The 17,508-nt window shown below is 72.9% G+C and carries 17 protein-coding genes and 1 pseudogene; 8 read left to right on the forward strand and 10 right to left on the reverse strand.

What is annotated here, in order from left to right; all coding sequences use genetic code 11:
- Positions 1-29 precede the first annotated feature (29 nt).
- Positions 30-1,229, forward strand: coding sequence for a phosphoglycerate dehydrogenase (gene serA, locus IF651_RS09145; protein WP_191828801.1), 1,200 nt, complete (start codon positions 30-32; stop codon positions 1,227-1,229).
- An 88-nt stretch (positions 1,230-1,317) separates the two neighbouring features.
- Positions 1,318-1,737 (forward strand): pyridoxamine 5'-phosphate oxidase family protein, encoded by a 420-nt coding sequence (locus IF651_RS09150; RefSeq protein WP_191828802.1) that lies wholly within the window; start codon positions 1,318-1,320, stop codon positions 1,735-1,737.
- Positions 1,738-1,747: 10 nt separating this feature from the next.
- Here IF651_RS09150 and IF651_RS09155 read toward each other — a convergent pair whose 3' ends face one another.
- The gene (locus IF651_RS09155) at positions 1,748-1,939 is read right to left on the reverse strand and encodes a DUF5302 domain-containing protein (protein ID WP_191828803.1); all 192 of its coding nucleotides are present in this window, start codon (positions 1,937-1,939) and stop codon (positions 1,748-1,750) included.
- 162 nt (positions 1,940-2,101) lie between these two features.
- Here IF651_RS09155 and IF651_RS09160 point away from each other — a divergent pair, with 162 nt between their 5' ends.
- Positions 2,102-3,157 carry an aldo/keto reductase gene (locus IF651_RS09160; protein ID WP_191828804.1) on the forward strand — a complete coding sequence of 352 codons (1,056 nt, stop codon included), beginning with the start codon at positions 2,102-2,104 and terminating at the stop codon, positions 3,155-3,157.
- A 186-nt stretch (positions 3,158-3,343) separates the two neighbouring features.
- Here IF651_RS09160 and nrdR read toward each other — a convergent pair.
- Positions 3,344-3,811 (reverse strand): annotated as a pseudogene (gene nrdR, locus IF651_RS09165) (transcriptional regulator NrdR); the annotation flags it as partial.
- A 151-nt stretch (positions 3,812-3,962) separates the two neighbouring features.
- On the reverse strand, positions 3,963-4,325 hold the full coding sequence (locus IF651_RS18000; protein WP_191828805.1) for a LysM peptidoglycan-binding domain-containing protein: 363 nt from the start codon (positions 4,323-4,325) through the stop codon (positions 3,963-3,965).
- A 278-nt stretch (positions 4,326-4,603) separates the two neighbouring features.
- Between IF651_RS18000 and lexA the strand changes: the two genes are divergently transcribed.
- Positions 4,604-5,335, forward strand: coding sequence for a transcriptional repressor LexA (gene lexA, locus IF651_RS09175; RefSeq protein WP_191828806.1), 732 nt, complete (start codon positions 4,604-4,606; stop codon positions 5,333-5,335).
- Positions 5,336-5,363: 28 nt separating this feature from the next.
- Here lexA and IF651_RS09180 read toward each other — a convergent pair whose 3' ends face one another.
- The 3 genes from IF651_RS09180 to hflX all read right to left on the reverse strand — a co-directional run bounded on the left by IF651_RS09180 (position 5,364) and on the right by hflX (position 10,172).
- The gene (locus IF651_RS09180; protein WP_191828807.1) at positions 5,364-6,395 is read right to left on the reverse strand and encodes an L-lactate dehydrogenase; all 1,032 of its coding nucleotides are present in this window, start codon (positions 6,393-6,395) and stop codon (positions 5,364-5,366) included.
- A 29-nt stretch (positions 6,396-6,424) separates the two neighbouring features.
- Positions 6,425-8,509: an ATP-dependent DNA helicase gene (locus tag IF651_RS09185; protein ID WP_338403881.1), complete on the reverse strand. Its 2,085-nt coding sequence runs from the start codon at positions 8,507-8,509 to the stop codon at positions 6,425-6,427.
- A gap of 112 nt (positions 8,510-8,621) precedes the next feature.
- Positions 8,622-10,172: a GTPase HflX gene (gene hflX / locus IF651_RS09190; protein WP_191828808.1), complete on the reverse strand. Its 1,551-nt coding sequence runs from the start codon at positions 10,170-10,172 to the stop codon at positions 8,622-8,624.
- Positions 10,173-10,306: 134 nt separating this feature from the next.
- Between hflX and IF651_RS09195 the strand changes: the two genes are divergently transcribed.
- The gene (locus IF651_RS09195) at positions 10,307-10,936 is read left to right on the forward strand and encodes a class I SAM-dependent methyltransferase (protein WP_338403868.1); all 630 of its coding nucleotides are present in this window, start codon (positions 10,307-10,309) and stop codon (positions 10,934-10,936) included.
- Here IF651_RS09195 and dapF read toward each other — a convergent pair.
- The 3 genes from dapF to IF651_RS09210 are packed head-to-tail and all read right to left on the reverse strand — an operon-like array spanning position 10,926 to position 13,712.
- Positions 10,926-11,954, reverse strand: coding sequence for a diaminopimelate epimerase (gene dapF / locus IF651_RS09200; RefSeq protein ID WP_191828810.1), 1,029 nt, complete (start codon positions 11,952-11,954; stop codon positions 10,926-10,928). The genes IF651_RS09195 and dapF overlap by 11 nt on opposite strands.
- Positions 11,951-12,958: a tRNA (adenosine(37)-N6)-dimethylallyltransferase MiaA gene (gene miaA, locus IF651_RS09205; RefSeq protein ID WP_191828811.1), complete on the reverse strand. Its 1,008-nt coding sequence runs from the start codon at positions 12,956-12,958 to the stop codon at positions 11,951-11,953. The genes dapF and miaA overlap by 4 nt, the downstream gene beginning before the upstream one ends.
- Before the next feature lie 10 nt (positions 12,959-12,968).
- A complete protein-coding gene (locus tag IF651_RS09210) occupies positions 12,969-13,712 on the reverse strand; it encodes a hypothetical protein (protein WP_191828812.1) in 744 nt (247 codons plus the stop codon).
- Between the two features lie 73 nt (positions 13,713-13,785).
- Here IF651_RS09210 and IF651_RS09215 point away from each other — a divergent pair, with 73 nt between their 5' ends.
- Entirely contained in the window at positions 13,786-14,361 is a 576-nt protein-coding gene (locus IF651_RS09215) for a type III secretion system chaperone family protein (protein WP_191828813.1), read from the forward strand.
- Entirely contained in the window at positions 14,358-14,870 is a 513-nt protein-coding gene (locus tag IF651_RS09220; protein ID WP_191828814.1) for a type III secretion system chaperone family protein, read from the forward strand. The genes IF651_RS09215 and IF651_RS09220 overlap by 4 nt, the downstream gene beginning before the upstream one ends.
- Positions 14,871-14,903: 33 nt before the next feature.
- Here the strand turns inward: IF651_RS09220 and miaB are convergent, their stop codons facing one another.
- Complete coding sequence (miaB, locus tag IF651_RS09225; protein WP_191828815.1) at positions 14,904-16,520, reverse strand: tRNA (N6-isopentenyl adenosine(37)-C2)-methylthiotransferase MiaB; 1,617 nt, start codon at positions 16,518-16,520, stop codon at positions 14,904-14,906.
- A gap of 101 nt (positions 16,521-16,621) precedes the next feature.
- Here miaB and IF651_RS09230 point away from each other — a divergent pair, with 101 nt between their 5' ends.
- On the forward strand, positions 16,622-17,455 hold the full coding sequence (locus tag IF651_RS09230; RefSeq protein ID WP_191828816.1) for an amino acid ABC transporter ATP-binding protein: 834 nt from the start codon (positions 16,622-16,624) through the stop codon (positions 17,453-17,455).
- Positions 17,456-17,508 lie beyond the last annotated feature (53 nt).

Below are 17,508 nucleotides of genomic sequence, written 5' to 3' on the forward strand. Positions count from 1 at the left end.
GCAGGACGGACGAGGCGCACCATGAGAGCGTGCTACGCGCCCTCCTCCTCGAAAACCTGCACCCCCTCGCCGTCTCGAACCTCGAGGCTGCTGGGATCGACGTCACCGTCCGTACCGGCGCGCTCGACGAGCCCGAGCTGATCGACGCGCTCGACGGTGTCCACCTCCTCGGCATCCGGTCCAAGACCACGGTGACCGCGAACGTGCTCGAGAACGCCCCGGACCTGGTCGCGCTCGGCGCCTTCTGCATCGGCACCAACCAGATCGACCTGCCGTCCGCGGCGGCCCAGGGCGTCGCCGTGTTCAACGCCCCGTTCCAGAACACCCGCTCCGTCGTCGAGCTCGCGCTGTCCGAGATCATCGCGCTCACCCGTCGCCTGACCGAGCGCGACCGCGCGCTGCACGACGGCACGTGGGACAAGTCGGCCGAGGGTGCGCACGAGGTGCGGGGCCGCACGCTCGGCATCGTCGGGTACGGCAACATCGGCACCCAGCTGTCCGTCGTCGCCGAGAACCTCGGCATGTCCGTGGTCTTCTACGACACGGCCGAGAAGCTCGCGCTCGGCAACGCACGCCGCATGGACTCGCTCGACGACCTCCTCGCGCACGCCGACGTCGTGACGCTGCACGTCGACGGCCGCCAGGGGAACGCCGGCCTGTTCGGCGCGGCACAGTTCGCGCGCATGCGCCCGGGCTCGATCTTCCTCAACCTGTCGCGCGGGTTCGTCGTGGACTACGGCGCGCTGCGCGAGTCGATCGAGTCGGGCCTCGTCGCCGGCGCAGCCGTGGACGTCTTCCCCGAGGAGCCCAAGCGCAAGGGGGACCCGTTCGACTCCGAGCTGCGCGGGCTGCCGAACGTCATCCTCACACCGCACATCGGCGGCTCCACGCAGGAGGCGCAGGAGGCGATCGGCCAGTTCGTCTCGGCAAAGCTCCGCGACTACCTGACGACGGGATCGACCACGCTCAGCGTGAACCTGCCGAACCTCGCGCTCGAGCACACCACCGGGATCACGCGCATCGCCCACCTGCACCGCAACACTCCAGGTGTGCTCGCGACGGTGAACGCCACGCTCGCCGAGCACGGTGCGAACATCGACGCGCAGCTCCTCGCGACCCACGGCGACCTCGGCTACGTCGTCACCGACGTCGGCTCCCGCGTCACGACCGGCGTGATCGACGCCCTCGCCGCCATGGAGCAGACGATCGGGCTGCGCGTGCTCGACTGAGACGGTGCGACGCGCAACGGCCGAAGGCCCCGACAGGACGGGACCTTCGGCCGTTGTGCGTCACGCGGACTGCGGGCGAACCTGAGTCATGACCGGATTCACGCCAGACACGACCGAGGTGCTCGCGCCAGACGACTGCTGGCAGCTGATCCGCGGGACGCACGTCGCGCGCCTGGCCGTCAGCGTTCGTGGAGAACCTGACATCTTTCCCGTGACCGTGTGGTCCGGCGACGCCGTCGCGGCGTTCCGGACCGTGCCCGGCACCAAGCTCGCGACACTCGTGACCAACGAGCACGTCGCGCTCGAGTGGGACGCGCTGCACGAGGACCATGCCTGGAGCGTCGTCCTGCACGGTACGGCACGCCGTCTCGACACGGCGTCCGAGGTCGCCGCCGTCCAGGACGCGGTGGGACCGGTCGTCCCGCTCGTCGACGTACCGACGGACGAATGGGTGGAGGTCACCGCCACCGCCGTCACCGGCCGCCGGTTCGCGCGTCCCGCGGGCTGACCGCGACCGCTCAGCCGGACTTGCGACGGAACGTCTTCTGCACCGGCCCGACGGTCTCCGAACCGTGCACGGAGCCCGTGTTCCGGTCGCCCTCCGCGGTGCGGTGCTGTGCCGCGTTCTTGCGGTCGAGAGCCTCACGGAACTTCGCCTTGGCGTCCTCGGTGGGGGCGTTCTCGGACGGTTCGTTCTGGTCGGACGCCATCACAGGGCTCCTCGTCGTCGGGATGGGACCGCCGGACCGACGGTCGCGACCCGCCGAGCGGGCCCACGGCCAGCCTCCCGCACCGCGTGACGGAGCGCCAGCGCATTTGTGGTCGCGACCACGTGCAGTGGCCGACGCGCGCGCATCGACTACCGTCGGTCCGTGCACCGTCCAGATTCCGGCACCGGCCGCCCCACGCCGTCCCCGCTCCCCCTCCGGCCTGCGGGGCAGAGCGGACTTGCCCTGCCCGTCGTCGCCCTGGGGCTCTGGCAGAACTTCGCGCACCGCGACGCGTTCGCACGCCAGCGCGAGATCGTGCTCGGCGCCGTCGACCGGGGCGTCACCCACCTCGACCTCGCGAACAACTACGGACCGCCGGGTGGCGCCGCCGAGGAGTCGCTCGGAACGCTCCTCGCACGCGACCTGAACGGCCTGCGCGACGAGCTCGTCGTGACCACCAAGGCCGGGTACCGCATGACACCTGGCCCGTACGGCGAAGGGGGCTCGCGCAAGTACCTGCTCTCCTCGCTCGACGCGTCCCTGCGGCGGCTCGGCCTGGACCACGTGGACATCTTCTACAGCCACAGGTTCGACCCGACGACTCCCCTGACCGAGACGATCGGCGCGCTGGCGACCGCGGTGCGCTCGGGGCGCGCACGGTACGTCGGCATCTCGTCCTACTCCGCCGACCGGACGCGCGAGGCGCTGGCGGTCGCCGCCGACGTCGGCGTCGACCTGACGGTCACCCAGGTGTCCTACTCGATGCTCAACCGATGGATCGAGGAGCCGACGGCCGGCGGCAGCTCGCTGCTCGACGTCGCGGGGGACGCCGGGCTGGGTGTCGTCGCCTTCTCACCGCTCGCCCAGGGCATGCTGACCGACCGCTACCTCGCCGACGTGCCTCCCGCGTCTCGTGCGGCGCGCGGCGGCCCGCTACGACCCGAGCTCCTGACCACGGAGAACCTGGAACGCGTCCGTCGCCTCGATGCGCTGGCGCGTGCCCAGGGCAGGACGCTGGCCCGCACCGCGGTCGCGTGGGCCATGCGCGACCCCCGGGTCACGTCGGTCGTGGTCGGGGCCAGCTCGCTCGACCAGCTCGACGAGACGCTCCGCGCGGTGGACACGCCGCGCCTGTCCGAGGACGAGCTCGCGGCGGTCGCGCAGCTGCCGTCGGACACGGGGATCAACATCTGGGCATCACGGTCGAGCGACCTCTGACGGTCCGGTCGCCGTGGCCCCGCTCCCCCTGCTCTCGCCGTCATCGTGGTCGCCGTCATCGTGGTCGCCGTCATCGTGGTCGCCGTCGTCGTGGTCGCCGCCGTCGTGCGACGGGAGCGCGGCATCGGCGCCCTTGCGCGCCGCACCGGACGATCGGGTCACCGCCGAACCGGAACCACCTGACCTCCCCTGCACGGCGCGACGCTCGTCGCGCTCGACGCGCAACGAGGTGATCGCGCTCTCGAAGTCCTCGAGGGAGTCGAACGACTGATAGACGCTCGCGAATCTCAGGTATGCGACCTCGTCCAGCTCGCGCAGCGGACCGAGGATAGCGAGCCCGATCTCGTTGGCGTCGATCTCCGCGCTCCCGCTCGACCGGACCGTCTCTTCCACGCGCTGCGCGAGCAGCGCCAGGTCGTCCTCGTCGACCGGACGCCCCTGACATGCCTTGCGCACGCCGTTGGCGATCTTCTCCCGCGAGAACGGCTCGGTCACGCCGGAGCGCTTCGTCACCGAGAGGCTCGCCGTCTCGATCGTGGTGAAGCGTCGGTTGCACGCAGGGCACTGCCGTCGCCTGCGGATCGAGCCGCCGTCGTCCGCGGTCCGGGAATCGACGACGCGAGAGTCCTCGTGGCGGCAGAACGGACAGTACATGGCGATCTCCTCGTGGCGGGCGGACGAGCGAGCCCACGACGGGGCACCCGGACTGAATCTAGCTGTCCGTAGGACCCGTGCGGATCCGATCCGCCACGATCGTGCCATGCCTGCCGGGGTGCGCGGTGTCACACCTCCGGATCGCGAGCGCTCATCCGCGCTCGACGGGCAGCAGGATGCGTTGACCGACCTGCAGATCAGAGCTGCTCGCGCCGTTGAGCGAGTGCAACACGTCCACGACGTCCCGCAGGTCCTGCCCCGGAGCCGCGAGATCGCTCGCGAAGCCCCAGAATGTCTCCCCGGCCTGCACGACGTGCACCCGCACCTCCTGCGGCGCCTCGCCCGTGCCGGCCACCGCCCCACCCACCCTGGCCGCCAGGAGGAACAGCACCGCCACCAGGAGTGCGATGACCACCCGACCGCGGCGGGTGAGCACGAGGTCGTGCTGCCCGGACGCAGGCCTCGCGCCGATGCGGTCGGAGCCGAGCTGGTCCGTGGTCGTCACCGTGCTCATGAGTCCTCCCTCTGGTCGACGGGACCGGACCGCCTTCCCCGGTCGGTCCGATCCCGTCGATCGCTGTCGAACACCTGTACGTCGAACGTCTGTACGACAGGTCTACCACGGACGGGCGCGCCACGTCGAGCGTTTCTCGAACAGATGTTTGATTCGCGCCGCGCTGTCCCCTACGCTGAGGTCAGGTCGGTTCGCCGGACATGTCCCGGCGGTGTCCGGCCGGCAGGGCCGCATGCGGACCGCGACGGCCCACGGAGCTGACGAAGGCGGAGACGACGATGACGGGACGCGGCGACGATTCAGGTGCCGGGCTGGCGCAGGTGCGCGAGCTCCCGGACGGCTCGGCGGGAGGCGACGGGCTCACGCCTCGCCAGCGCCTCGTGCTGGAGACGATCCGTGCGTCCGTCGAGCAGCGCGGCTACCCACCGAGCATGCGGGAGATCGGCGGCGCGGTCGGCCTGACCAGCCCGTCCTCGGTCAAGCACCAGCTCACCACGCTCGAGCGCAAGGGCTACCTGCGCCGCGACCCGAACCGTCCGCGCGCCATCGAGGTCGTCCAGCCGGACGACGCGCGGCGCGCCGTGCCCTTTGCCGACGGCCCGGCGCCCGTCCTCGAGCACGACGACGCCCACCCCGCACCGTCGTACGTGCCAGTGGTGGGCCGGATCGCCGCAGGCGGCCCCATCCTCGCGGAGCAGGTCGTCGAGGACGTCTTCCCGCTGCCGCGCCAGCTCGTCGGTGACGGCGAGCTGTTCCTCCTCCGCGTCCACGGCGACTCGATGGTCGACGCCGCGATCTGCGACGGCGACTGGGTCGTGGTGCGTCGCCAGAACGTCGCGGAGAACGGGGAGATCGTCGCCGCGATGCTCGACGGCGAGGCGACGGTCAAGACGTTCAAGCACGTCGACGGCCACGTCTGGCTCATGCCGCACAACCCCGCGTACACCCCGATCGTCGGGGACGAGGCCCAGGTGCTCGGCCGCGTCGTCTCGGTCCTGCGCAGCCTCTGAGGTTCGCGGCGCCGGCCGGGCGGCGGAGTCAGAGCCCGAAGCGACGAGCGATCGAGCGCAACGAGTCCGCGGACGCGCGCAGTCCGGCGAGCTCTTCCTCGTCGAGCGGAACCTCGACCCGCTCGCTGCAGCCGCGACGGTCTACCAGCGAGGGCAACGACAGGCACACGTCGTCGATGCCGTACGCACCCTGGATCAGCGACGACACGGGGAGCACGCGGTGCTCGTCGCCGAGCACCGCCTCGATGATGCGGGTTCCCGCAAGTCCGACGGCATAGTTGGTCGCACCCTTCCCCGCGATGATCCGGTACGCGGACTGCACCACCTCGCGGGCGATGTCCGCACGCACCTGTGCCGTCAGCGGCGGCTGCCCGGCGAGCCCCGACCAGTCGAGCAGCGGTGCGCCCCCGACGGTCGCCGAGCTCCACAGCGGGATCTCGCTGTCCCCGTGCTCGCCCGCGATGTACGCGTGCACGTTCTGCACCGCCACGCCGCAGTGCTGGGCGACGAGGAAGCGCAGCCGCGACGAGTCGAGCACCGTCCCGCTGCCGAACAGCTGGTTCGACGGGAGCCCGGAGACCTTGAGCGCCGCGTAGGTCACGATGTCCACCGGGTTCGTCACCATGACGTAGATCGCGTCCGGTGCGACCTCGACGAGACCCGGCAGGATCGAACGGACGAGGCCGATGGTGCCCTCGGCGAGGTCGAGCCGTGTCTGGCCCGGCTTCTGCTTGGCACCGGCTGTCACGACGACGACGTCCGCGTCCGCGCAGACGGCGACGTCGTCGGACCCCACGACGCGCGCCATCGGCATGAACTGGATGCCGTGCTGCAGGTCGAGCACCTCGGCCTCGACCTTGGAGCGGTTCACGTCCAGCATCGCGACCGTGTGCGCAGCACCGCGCATCAGCGCGGCGTACGCCAAGGTCGAGCCGACCGCACCGGCGCCGACGATCGCGAGCTTCGTCGTCCGGCGGCCGCCGAACCGACCCTGCCCGGCCGCCGTGTCGTCGAGCTCCGCGCGGTTGCCCGTCGCGACGGTCGTGCCCGCTTCCGTCATGTCGCCTCCGTGTGCCTCGTCTCGTGCCCTCAGCCTAGGGTCGCGAGCCGTCGCAGCGCAGCCTCAGCGACGCCGCGGTCCGTCGTCCGCCAGAACGCAGGCATCGACCGGACCAGGAACCCGGCGTACCGGGCGGTCGCGAGACGCGGGTCGAGGACCGCGACGACACCCCGGTCCGCCGTCGTGCGCACGAGGCGACCGGCGCCCTGGGCCAGCAGGAGTGCGGCGTGCGTCGCCGACACCTGCATGAATCCGTTGCCGCCAGCCTGCTCGACGGCGCGTGCGCGCGCCGAGCGCACGGGGTCGTCCGGACGGGGGAACGGGATCCGGTCGATGAGGACGAGCTGGCACGACGGACCGGGCACGTCCACGCCCTGCCACAGCGAGAGCGTGCCGAACAGGCACGTCGCCGGGTCCGCGGCGAACTCGCGCACGAGTGTCGGGAGCTGGTCGTCACCCTGGCAGAGCACGGGGACGTCGAGCCGCTCGCGCATGGCCTCGGCCGCCGCGACCGCCGCGCGGCGCGACGAGAAGAGCCCGAGCGTGCGGCCACCTGCGGCCTCGACGAGCGCGGCGATCTCGTCGAGCTGGTGCTCCGTCGAGGCGTCACGACCCGGGGTCGGCAGGTGCTTGGCGACGTACAGGATGCCCTGGCGCCCGTAGTCGAACGGACTGCCGACGTCCAGGCCCGTCCACGCCGAGGCCGACTCGCCCTCGGCGGGCCCACCGAGGAGTCCGAACGTGCGCGCGACCGGGTCGAACGTGCCACCGAGCGCGAGCGTCGCCGACGTGAACACGCCGGTCCGGTCCGTGAGCAGGTGCGTGCGGATCAGGCCGGCCACGCCCAGGGGCGCCGCGTGCAGGCGGCTCGATCCCTCACCGAAGCGGTCGGCGGTCCAGCCCCCCTCCCCCGGCCGCGAGCACCACAGCACGTCGTGCCCCGTCGGGTCCGCGGCCATGCGCTCGGCGACCTCGAAGAGCTGGAGCATCGCGGACTGGGCCATCTTCAGGCCGGTGTCCGGCGTCGCGGGCTTGGTCGCCCCCGTCTCCGGCTTGAGGCGCGACAGGATCTCGCGCGCGGCGTCGCGCACGCCCGCGACCGCCCCGCGTGCTCCCTCGGGCAGCCCGGCGGGGAAGCGCTCGGCGGGGAGCGCGCCGACCATCGTCCCGAACGCCTGCGACGCGACGTCGAGCACGTCCGTCTGCGCGCCGCCGTGCCGTCGCGCGAGGCGCGCGGCACCTTCGATCGCCGGGACCGACAGGTCGACGGTCGCCGCGGCGGTGACCCGGTCCGCGAGCTCGTGCGCCTCGTCGACCACGAGCACGTCGTGCTCGGGTAGCACGCCGGGCGAGCCCATCGCCGCGATGCCGAGCATCGCGTGGTTGGTGACGACGACGTCGGCCTCGCGCGCGGCCGAACGTGCGCGGTCGGGGAAGCACTCCGCCAGCAGCGGGCACTTCTGGCCCAGGCACTCGAGCGCCGTGACGGAGACCTGGCGCCACGCGCGTTCGCTCACGCCGGGCACGAGGTCGTCACGGTCCCCCGTCGTCGTCTCGTCCGCCCACTCGCGAAGGCGCACGACCTGCTCCCCCAGCGAGGCGGCGCTCGTCCCCGGCCCGCTCGCCGCCGCACCCACGCCAGGGTGCTCCGCGGCGCCCGCGGTCTCGCCCGGCAGGTCGAAGAGCGTCGGCTCGTCCGTCGGGTAGCCGCCCGTGAGCTTGTGCACGCAGAGATAGTTGTGCCAGCCCTTGAGGAGCGCGATCCGCGCGGGGCGCGGCAGCTCGTCGCCGATCGCCTCCGCGACGAGCGGCAGGTCCCGGGTAATCACCTGACGCTGCAGCGCGAGGGTCGCCGTGGACACCACGACGCGCTCGTCGCTCACGACGGCGTGCCGCACGGCCGGCACCAGGTACCCGAGCGACTTGCCCGTCCCGGTCCCCGCCTGGACGACGAGGTGCTCGCCGCCGTCGATCGCGCCACCGACCGCGCGCGCCATCGCGTGCTGACCGTCGCGTCGCGCTCCGCCGAGCCGCTCGACCGCACGGTCCAGGAGCGACTCGACGTCGGGGACCCCGGCAGCTCGCGCGGCGTCGGGGACGTCGCCTCGGTGCACGCCGTCCTCGGCAGGGTCGGCGGGAGGGGTCGAGACACGAGGCACGCGCCGAGTCTACGGCCGGTGCCGCACCGCCCGACCCGACGCGCGCACGATGGTGGAGAACCGCGGTCTAGGCCGAGCCGGCCACGCCCGTCAGCTCTTGCGCGAGCGCCTCCGCGACCCGTCCGCGCAGCAGGGTGCCGTCCGCCGTGTGCTCCTCGTGGTCGATCTCGCCCTCGGTGTGCACGCGGTGCACGAGGTCGCCGCGGGTGTACGGCACGACGACGTCGATCGCCACGTCGGGCCGCGGCAGCTCGTCCGCGATGAGGTCGCGCAGGGCGTCGATCCCCTCGCCCGTGTGCGCCGAGACCACCACGGTGCGGCGCTCGCGTCGTCGGATCCGCTCCACGGCCTCCGGGTCGGCCACGTCGACCTTGTTGAGCACCACGACCTCCAGGACGTCGTCGACGCCCGGGATGTCGGCGAGCACGTGGCGGACGGCCGCGATCTGGCCCTCGGGATCCGGGTGGGACGCGTCGACGACGTGCAGGAGCAGGTCCGCGTCGCCGACCTCCTCCAGCGTCGAGCGGAACGCCTCGACCAGCTGGTGGGGCAGCGCACGGACGAAACCGACGGTGTCGGCGAGGGTGTAGACCCGCCCGTCCTCGGTACGGGTGCGGCGCACCGTCGGGTCGAGGGTCGCGAACAGCGCGTTCTCGACCAGCACTCCCGCGCCCGTGATCGCGTTGAGCAGGCTCGACTTCCCGGCGTTCGTGTACCCGGCGATCGCGACGGACGGGACCGCGTGCCGCTTGCGCGAGGAGCGCTTGGTCTCGCGGCCGGGTGCCATCGCCGCGATCTCGCGGCGCAGCTTGGCCATGCGGTTGCGGATGCGGCGACGGTCCAGCTCGATCTTGGTCTCACCCGGTCCGCGCGAGCCCATCCCGGCCCCGGCGCCGCCGACCTGCCCACCGGCCTGCCGGGACATCGACTCGCCCCAGCCTCGCAGCCTCGGCAGGAGGTACTCGAGCTGTGCGAGCTCGACCTGCGCCTTGCCCTCCCTCGACTTGGCGTGCTGGGCGAAGATGTCGAGGATCAGCGCCGTGCGGTCCACGACCTTGACCTTGACGATGTCCTCGAGCGCGCGGCGCTGGGAGGGTGCGAGCTCGCCGTCGACCACGACCGTGTCGGCGCCGCTCGCCGCGACGACGCCGGCCAGCTGGGAAGCCTTGCCGGACCCGAGGTACGTGCCGGGGTCGGGCTTGGCGCGGCGCTGGACCATGCCGTCGAGCACCTCGGACCCGGCGGTCTCGGCGAGCGCGGCGAGCTCGCGCAGCGAGATCTCGGCCTCCTCCGCGCTCGACGCGGCGCCCTCCGCGTGCGCGTCGCGCGACGAGCTCCACAGCCCGACGAGAACGACCTTCTCGAGGCGCAGCTGCCGGTACTCGACCTCGGTGACGTCCTGGAGCTCGGTCGACAGGCCCGCGACCCGCCGCAAGGACGCGCGCTCGGCGAGGTCGAGCTGCTCGCCGTCGTGCTCCGCGTGGATGGTGGCACCCTCGGCGCGCGCCGTCCCGGCCCGAGCGAGCACCCGCGCCACGACGTCGTCCGCGATGTCTCGCGTCGCGCCCGTCGGCTCCTCGTCGGGGGCCGTCGTGGGGTTCGCCGGGGTCTGGGTCATGTGCCGCCTCTCGTCAGTTCCGGATGTCCGCGGGCGTCGTCGTCCGTCGCGGCGCGTCCGGTGGTGGAACAAGCGTGGCACGGATTTTCGTCCCGGAGCCAGCGCAATTGCGCTCACGCGTAGGATCTCGCGTCGTGAGCGACTCCCACGACCACTACTTCACCGCGCAACCGGCGTCCGCCGCGGAGCGGCGCACCCTCGGGCTGCGCCTGGCAGGTCGGGACGTCGAGGTCGAGGTCGCGTCCGGCGTGTTCTCCCCCGGCCGGATCGACCTCGGCACGCAGGTCCTGCTGCGCACCGTCGCGCCGCTGCGCGGGATCGCTGCGGGCGCCCACGTGCTCGACCTGGGCTGCGGCTGGGGTCCGGTCGCGCTGACCATGGCGCTCGACGCACCGGACGCGACGGTGTGGGCGGTCGACGTCAACGAACGCGCGCTCGACCTCGTGCGACGCAACGCCGAGCGGCTCGGGCTCCCGGGGGTCCGGGCGGTCACGCCGGACGACGTGCCCGCGGACCTCGCGTTCGCCGCCCTCTGGTCCAACCCGCCGATCCGGGTCGGCAAGGACGCGCTGCACGCGATGCTGTTGCGCTGGCTCCCGCGGCTCGCACCCGGTGCGGACGCCCACCTCGTGGTCCAGCGCAACCTGGGTGCCGACTCGCTCACGAGCTGGCTCGCCGCGAACCTGCCGCCCCTCGCCCCCGGGGCGAGCGTGGAGAAGGTCGCGAGCGCGAAGGGCTTCCGCGTCCTGCGCGTCAGCGTGTGACGGGCTGAGGCACTGCGCCCTGCTCGGCGTCCACCGGGGGCGTCGCGGCGGTGGGGCCGGAATCGTCGACCGCACTCGCACCCGCAACCGTCTCCGGGCCGACCACGCTGAACGTGTCGAGGTCGATCTCACCGGAGTAGACGAGCTCCGCCGGCCCGGCCAGCTCGACATGGTCGCCGGGCAGCGCTCGCACCCGGACCGTCCCGCCGGGGACCTCGACGAGCCACGTGTCGGGTGCGTCGGGCCCGCCCCAGACGCGCACGGCCAGGGCTGCGGCGCACGCACCGGTGCCGCACGACGGCGTCTCCCCGACACCCCGCTCGTGCACCCGCATCCGGACGCGTCCGACGATCGTCCCGTCGGCCGCCTCGGCCTCGCCCAACGGCACGACGAGCTCGACGTTGGTGCCATGGGCCGGCGTCGGCTCGACGACGGGGGCCCGCGAGAGATCGGCACCCGCGAGCACGTCCTCGCGCGCGACGGCCAGGACGGTGTGGGGGTTGCCGAGGTCGACGTTCAGCGCCGGCCGCGGCACGTCCCACCCGTGCACGACGACGGCCGCGTCGTGGCCGTCGTCCAGGGCGGGCCGCCCACCCGGGAGGAACCACGTCCCCATGTCGACCGCGTACCAGCCGTCGGCCTCCTTGCGCACGTGCTTGACCCCTGCCCGCGTCCCGACGGCCAGCTCGGCGCCGTCGGCCAGGTTCACGAGCCCGAGCCGCTCGGCGAGCGCCGCGAAGACGCGCACCCCGTTGCCGCACATCTCCGCGACCGAGCCGTCCGCGTTGCGGTAGTCCATGAACCAGATCGCGTGCGGGTCCTCGGCGAGCACCCGGTGCGCCTCCGGCACGTGCGCGGTCGGCACGAGCCGGATGACACCGTCCCCGCCGATCCCCCCGCGCCGGTCCGCGAGGGCACGCACGAGCTCGGGGGTCAGGTCCAGCTCGCCCTTCGTGTCGGCGAGCAGCACGAAGTCGTTGCGGGTCCCGTGGCCCTTGGTGAACCGGGTGCGCGTCATGAGCCCAGACTACGTCGGACCGGACCGGCGGAGCCCGCCGCGTCCGGCCGGGACCGGCCGGCGTCCGCACCGGCGACGACCGCGAGCGCCTCGGCCCCGAGCCGCGGCGAACGCGCGTCCAGCCAGTGCACGCGCGGGTCACGGCCGAACCAGCCCATCTGCTTGCGTGCGAGCCGCCGGGTGTTCGCGACGACCGCCTCGCGGGCCGCGTCCTGCGTCGTCTCGCCGCGCAGGTGGGCGAGCACCTCCGCGTAGCCGACCGCCCGGCGCGCCGTCCTGCCCATCCCGGCGCCGTCGAGCCGGCGGACCTCGTCGACGAGGCCGAGCTCCCACATGCGCGCCACCCGCCCCGCCACCCGCTCGTCGAGAGCGGCGCGGTCGCAGTCCAGCCCGATCTGCACGGTCGGGCGCACGTACTCCTGCCGCGGCAGGTTGGCCGTGAAGGGCGCTCCCGTCAGCTCGATCACCTCGAGCGCGCGCACGATCCGGCGCGTGTTCGAGGGGCCGATGCTCTCGGCGGCCCGGGGATCGCGTCGCGCGAGCTCGTCGTGCAGCGCGCGCGTCCCCTCCCGCTCGGCGCGCTCGTCCAGCGCGGCGCGGACCGACGCGTCGGTGCCGGGGAAGTTCATGTCGTCGAGCAGCGCCCGGACGTACAGACCCGAACCGCCGACGACCACGGCGCGTGCGCCGCGACCGGCGATCTGGTCCAGCACCTCGCGTCCCTCCCGCTGGTACCGCGCGACCGACGCGTCCTGCGTCGGGTCGAGCACGTCGACCAGATGGTGCACGACGCCGCGCCGCTCGGCCTCGGGCACCTTCGCCGTCCCCACGTCCATCCCGCGGTACAGCTGGAACGCGTCGGCGTTGATGATCTCGGCGGGTGCGTCGGGTGTGCTCAGCCGCTCCGCCAGGTCGATCGCCAGGTCGGACTTGCCCGTCGCCGTCGGTCCGACGACGGCGACGACGACGTCCTCGAGCCCCTCCGGTCCGTCGTCATGGTCCACGCGGAGCACGCTACCGGGGCGCAGCGTCCCGTGCCGCTGCCTGCTCGCCCGACCGGTGCACCTCGCCCCGGCGGTCCCCGTGGTCCTGGTGGTCCTGGTGGTCCTGGTGGGAGAGCTCGCGGTACTCACGGACCTCCCCGGGCTCGCCCCCGGTCCCCGTGCCGGTGCCGGGGCCGGTGCTCGTCAGGTGCCACGCGGGGTCGAGGAAGGCGTCGAGCACGGCCTGCACCGCCTCGGAGCGCGGGTCGTCGGCCACGACGAGGGACGCTCCCTCCTCGCGCAGTCGACCCCCGAGGGCGCGCAGGTCCGGGTCGGACGCGCCGTCGACCTCGAGCACGTCCGCAGGCTCGCCCTGCACGCCCCCGTCGAGCCGGGTCGGCCCGGACCGCGCCGGCGCACGCGCGGTCCGGCGCGCCGCGGCGATCACCAGCAGGGCGACCGACGCACCCGGGCCGGCGACGCGCCAGGTCTCATGGCCCTCCACCGGTTCCGGCCGCCAGCCCGCGCCGAGCCGGGCGTCCGCGATCCCGGCGTCCGCGAGCGAGGCCCGCGCGGGACCGGCGGCGCCGCCGCCGTTCGCGCCGCCGGCCCCGACGGTCCCGGCTGCGAGGACCACGACCCTGGTCGCGTCCGCCACCAGGTCCCGTACCGCGCGCAGCGCCGCCTCGCGCCGACCGCGCAGGACGTCGGCCGCCCCGGCAGCCCCCGGCACGAGCAGCGGGGTACCGGGCAGGACGACGGCGCGCAGGGTCACGAGCACACGGTAGCGACCTGCCCTGGCACACCTGCGCGCGACGCGTCCCGGCGGACGCGAGTACGGTAGTCGCGTGAGGTTCTTCGGCCAGCAGGGCAGCGACCGGCCCGACGACGGACCTGTGCCCGACGCGTCGGGCGACGACGAGCTGCGCTCCCAGGTCGAGGACCTGCTCGCGCGCGAGCTCGGCGGCGCGCTCGTCACGGACGTCGACCGTGCACCGACCCCGCTCGCGCTCGCGCGGGTGATCGAGTGGCTCACCGACAGCGGGTACAGCTACTTCGTCGACTCCGACGGTGACGTGGGCGGGCTCTGGCACGGCCGGCTGTTCTACTTCCTGCTCTTCGGCCACCACGACGAGATCCTGCAGGTGCGGGGGCAGTGGAACCGCGACCTGTCGATCGAGCGCCTCGAGGAGATCCTCGAGTTCACCAACGAGTGGAACGCCGACCGGATCTGGCCCAAGACGTACACGCGCGTGCGTGACAACGGCATGGTCCAGGTCTTCACCGAGGTCACGGTCGACCTCGAGCACGGCGTGTCGGACGACCAGCTCGACCAGCTCCTGCAGTGCGGGCTGAGCACGGGTTCGATGTTCTTCGACGCGCTGGACGAGTACTACCCCGACCCGGCGAGGCAGGCGCCATGACGCAGGCACGCACCGGCTGGCTCGCGCGGATCTTCGGCAACCGACGGCCCAAGACCCCCGAGTCGCTGCCGCGCGAGCGGGAGACGGCTCGGCCCCTGACGATGTCGCGCATCGGCGACCACCTGACCCGTCGCGGCTACCACTTCCGGGTCGACGACGACGGCGACATCACCGGGACCTGGGACGGGCACCGGTTCTGGTTCCTCCTGCTCGGGGAGCGCACCGAGATCCTGCAGGTCCGTGGTCGCTGGGCGACGACGCTGCCCGTGGAGTCGCGGCTCGCGACGCTGCAGGCCGTCAACGACTGGAACCGCGAGCGCATCTGGCCCAAGGTCTACCTGCGCGAGGAGGCAGGGCGCCTCGCGCTGTACGCGGAGGTCTCCGTCGACTTCGAGCACGGCGCGACCGACGCCCAGCTCGGCCAGACCGTCTCGTGCGGGCTGGGCACGGCGGTCCAGCTCTTCCAGGCGGTCGGTTCCCAGCTCCCGCCCGGCGTGGCGGACAGCTGACCCTCGGCCGCGCAGAGGTCGCGCGGCATCCGGTCAGCGGCGCAGGGTCGGCAGCCCCAGCACCACGGGGCCCGACGACGGCGCGGCGCCGCCGTGCGCGTGCCCGTGGTCGTCGTCCCCGCCGAGGCGTGCCCGCTCACGTGCCGCCCAGGCGTCGCCCGACCGGGTGCGCCGCACCGCGAACGTCCCGCCCGCCGGCGCCGAGTCGGCGATGAGGTGGTGGGGTGCCGCCCGGGTGACCTCGACGACGACGAGGTCGCCCGGGCGCGGGAGCCGCGCGTCGACCTGGTCCGCCAGGCGCGGGTCCGACGCAGCAGGGTCGACGCTCGCGACGTCGGCGGGCAGCGCGAGGTGCACGAGCCGGTTGTCGGGCGCCCGGCCCGTGACACGGTGCGTCGCCCCGTCCTTGCGACCGCTGTCCTCGCCCACGAGGACCTCGACCGTGCGTCCGACCTGCCGCGCGGCCTCCTGCCCGGCGACGCGCTCCTGGAGCGCCTGGAGTCGTTCGAAGCGCTCCTGGACCACCTCCTTGGGGAGCTGGTCGCCCATCGTCGCGGCGGGCGTGCCCGGTCGCGGCGAGTACTGGAAGATGAACGCCGAGGAGAAGCGGGACGCCTCGACGACGCGCAGCGTCTCGGCGAAGTCCTCCTCGGTCTCCCCCGGGAACCCGACGATGATGTCGGTGGTGATCGCGGCGTCGGGCAGCTGCGCGCGCACCCGGTCCAGGATGCCGAGGAACTTCTCGGACCGGTAGGAGCGGCGCATGGCGCGCAGGATGCGGTCGGAGCCGGACTGCAGCGGCATGTGCAGCTGCGGCATGACGTTCGGGGTCTGCGCCATCGCGTCGATCACGTCGTCCGTGAACGCGGCGGGGTGCGGGGACGTGAAGCGCACCCGCTCGAGCCCCTCGATCTCGCCGCACGCGCGCAGCAGCTTCGCGAACGCACCGCGGTCGCCGAACTCGACGCCGTAGCTGTTGACGTTCTGGCCCAGCAGTGTGACCTCGATCGCGCCCGCCTCGACGAGCGCGCCGACCTCGGCGAGGACCTCGCCGGGCCGCCGGTCGCGCTCCTTGCCCCGCAGGTGCGGCACGATGCAGAAGGTGCACGTGTTGTTGCAGCCCACGCTGATCGAGACCCAGCCCGCGTAGACAGACTCGCGCCGCGTGGGCAGCGTGGACGGGAAGACCTGGAGCGACTCGGCGATCTCGACCTGGGCGGCCTCGTTGTGGCGCGCACGCTCGAGCAGCACGGGCAGCGCGTCGAGGTTGTGGGTGCCGAACACGACGTCGACCCACGGCGCCTTGTCCACGATCGTGCCGCGGTCCTTCTGCGCGAGGCAGCCGCCGACGGCGATCTGCATGCCCGGGCGCTGCGCCTTGACCGACGCGAGCTGACCCAGGTTCCCGTACAGCCGGGTCGCCGCGTTCTCGCGCACGGCGCACGTGTTGATGACGACGACGTCGGCGCGGCTCGCCGCCTCGTCCTCGGCGGTCGCCCGTGTGTAGCCGGCCTGCTCGAGCATGCCCGCCATGTGCTCGGAGTCGTGGACGTTCATCTGGCAGCCGAGAGTCCGCACGAGATACGTGCGTGAGCCGTCGTCCGCCGCAGGTGCGGAGACGGGTGCCGGGGCCGTGGAGATCGTGGACATCACCGTCCAGGGTACGGCTCGACGGGCGACGTTACGGAACTGTTGCCGGACTGTTGCCTGGTTCGGTGGCGCCCGCAACAGTTGCCCCCTATGTTCTAAAAATGGTCGATGACTCCACCGGGCCGTCAGGCTCGGAACCTCTCGTGCCCGACGACGACTCGCCAGGGAGCGCCGGAGAGGCACGCTCCGAGGAGCTGGGCGACCCGCTCGTCGAGCTGGTCGACGTCAACAAGCACTTCGGCGAGCTGCACGTGCTGCAGGACATCAACCTCACGGTGCGCCGCGGCGAGGTGCTCGTGGTCATCGGCCCGTCGGGCTCGGGGAAGTCGACGCTGTGCCGGGCCATCAACCGCCTCGAGACCATCGACACCGGCGAGATCCGCATCGACGGCGAGGCCCTCCCCGAGGAAGGTCGGGCGCTCGCCCGACTGCGCTCGGACGTCGGGATGGTCTTCCAGGCGTTCAACCTCTTCGCGCACAAGACGATCCTCGAGAACGTCACGCTGGGGCCGACCAAGGTCCGCCGCGAGAAGTCCAAGGCGGCCAAGGAACGGGCGCTCGGGCTCCTGGACCGCGTGGGCGTGAAGAACCAGGCGGGCAAGATGCCCGCCCAGCTCTCCGGTGGGCAGCAGCAGCGGGTAGCCATCGCCCGAGCACTGGCGATGCAGCCCAAGGTGATGCTGTTCGACGAGCCGACGTCCGCGCTCGACCCCGAGATGATCAACGAGGTCCTCGACGTCATGGTCGCCCTGGCCAAGGAGGGCATGACCATGATCGTCGTCACGCACGAGATGGGCTTCGCCCGCAAGGCGGCGAACCGGGTCGTGTTCATGTCCGACGGGCAGATCGTCGAGGAGGCGCATCCCGAGGAGTTCTTCACCGCACCACGCAGCGAGCGAGCCAAGGACTTCCTGTCCAAGATCCTCACCCACTGACACGCGACCGGCCCCTGCCGAGGCACCCCTCCGCAGGAGACCACCACTCACGA

The organism is Cellulosimicrobium arenosum, assembly GCF_014837295.1.
Classification (GTDB): domain Bacteria; phylum Actinomycetota; class Actinomycetes; order Actinomycetales; family Cellulomonadaceae; genus Cellulosimicrobium; species Cellulosimicrobium arenosum.

Bases quoted from the DNA above. Each gene is read 5' to 3' on its own strand.
- IF651_RS09150 (WP_191828802.1), top strand. From the start codon at position 1,318: ATGACCGGATTCACGCCAGACACGACCGAGGTGCTCGCGCCAGACGAC.
- IF651_RS09155 (WP_191828803.1), bottom strand. From the start codon at position 1,939: ATGGCGTCCGACCAGAACGAACCGTCCGAGAACGCCCCCACCGAGGAC.
- IF651_RS18000 (WP_191828805.1), bottom strand. From the start codon at position 4,325: ATGAGCACGGTGACGACCACGGACCAGCTCGGCTCCGACCGCATCGGC.
- lexA (WP_191828806.1), top strand. From the start codon at position 4,604: ATGACGGGACGCGGCGACGATTCAGGTGCCGGGCTGGCGCAGGTGCGC.
- IF651_RS09180 (WP_191828807.1), bottom strand. From the start codon at position 6,395: ATGACGGAAGCGGGCACGACCGTCGCGACGGGCAACCGCGCGGAGCTC.
- hflX (WP_191828808.1), bottom strand. From the start codon at position 10,172: ATGACCCAGACCCCGGCGAACCCCACGACGGCCCCCGACGAGGAGCCG.
- dapF (WP_191828810.1), bottom strand. From the start codon at position 11,954: ATGACGCGCACCCGGTTCACCAAGGGCCACGGGACCCGCAACGACTTC.
- IF651_RS09220 (WP_191828814.1), top strand. From the start codon at position 14,358: ATGACGCAGGCACGCACCGGCTGGCTCGCGCGGATCTTCGGCAACCGA.
- miaB (WP_191828815.1), bottom strand. From the start codon at position 16,520: ATGTCCACGATCTCCACGGCCCCGGCACCCGTCTCCGCACCTGCGGCG.
- IF651_RS09230 (WP_191828816.1), top strand. From the start codon at position 16,622: ATGGTCGATGACTCCACCGGGCCGTCAGGCTCGGAACCTCTCGTGCCC.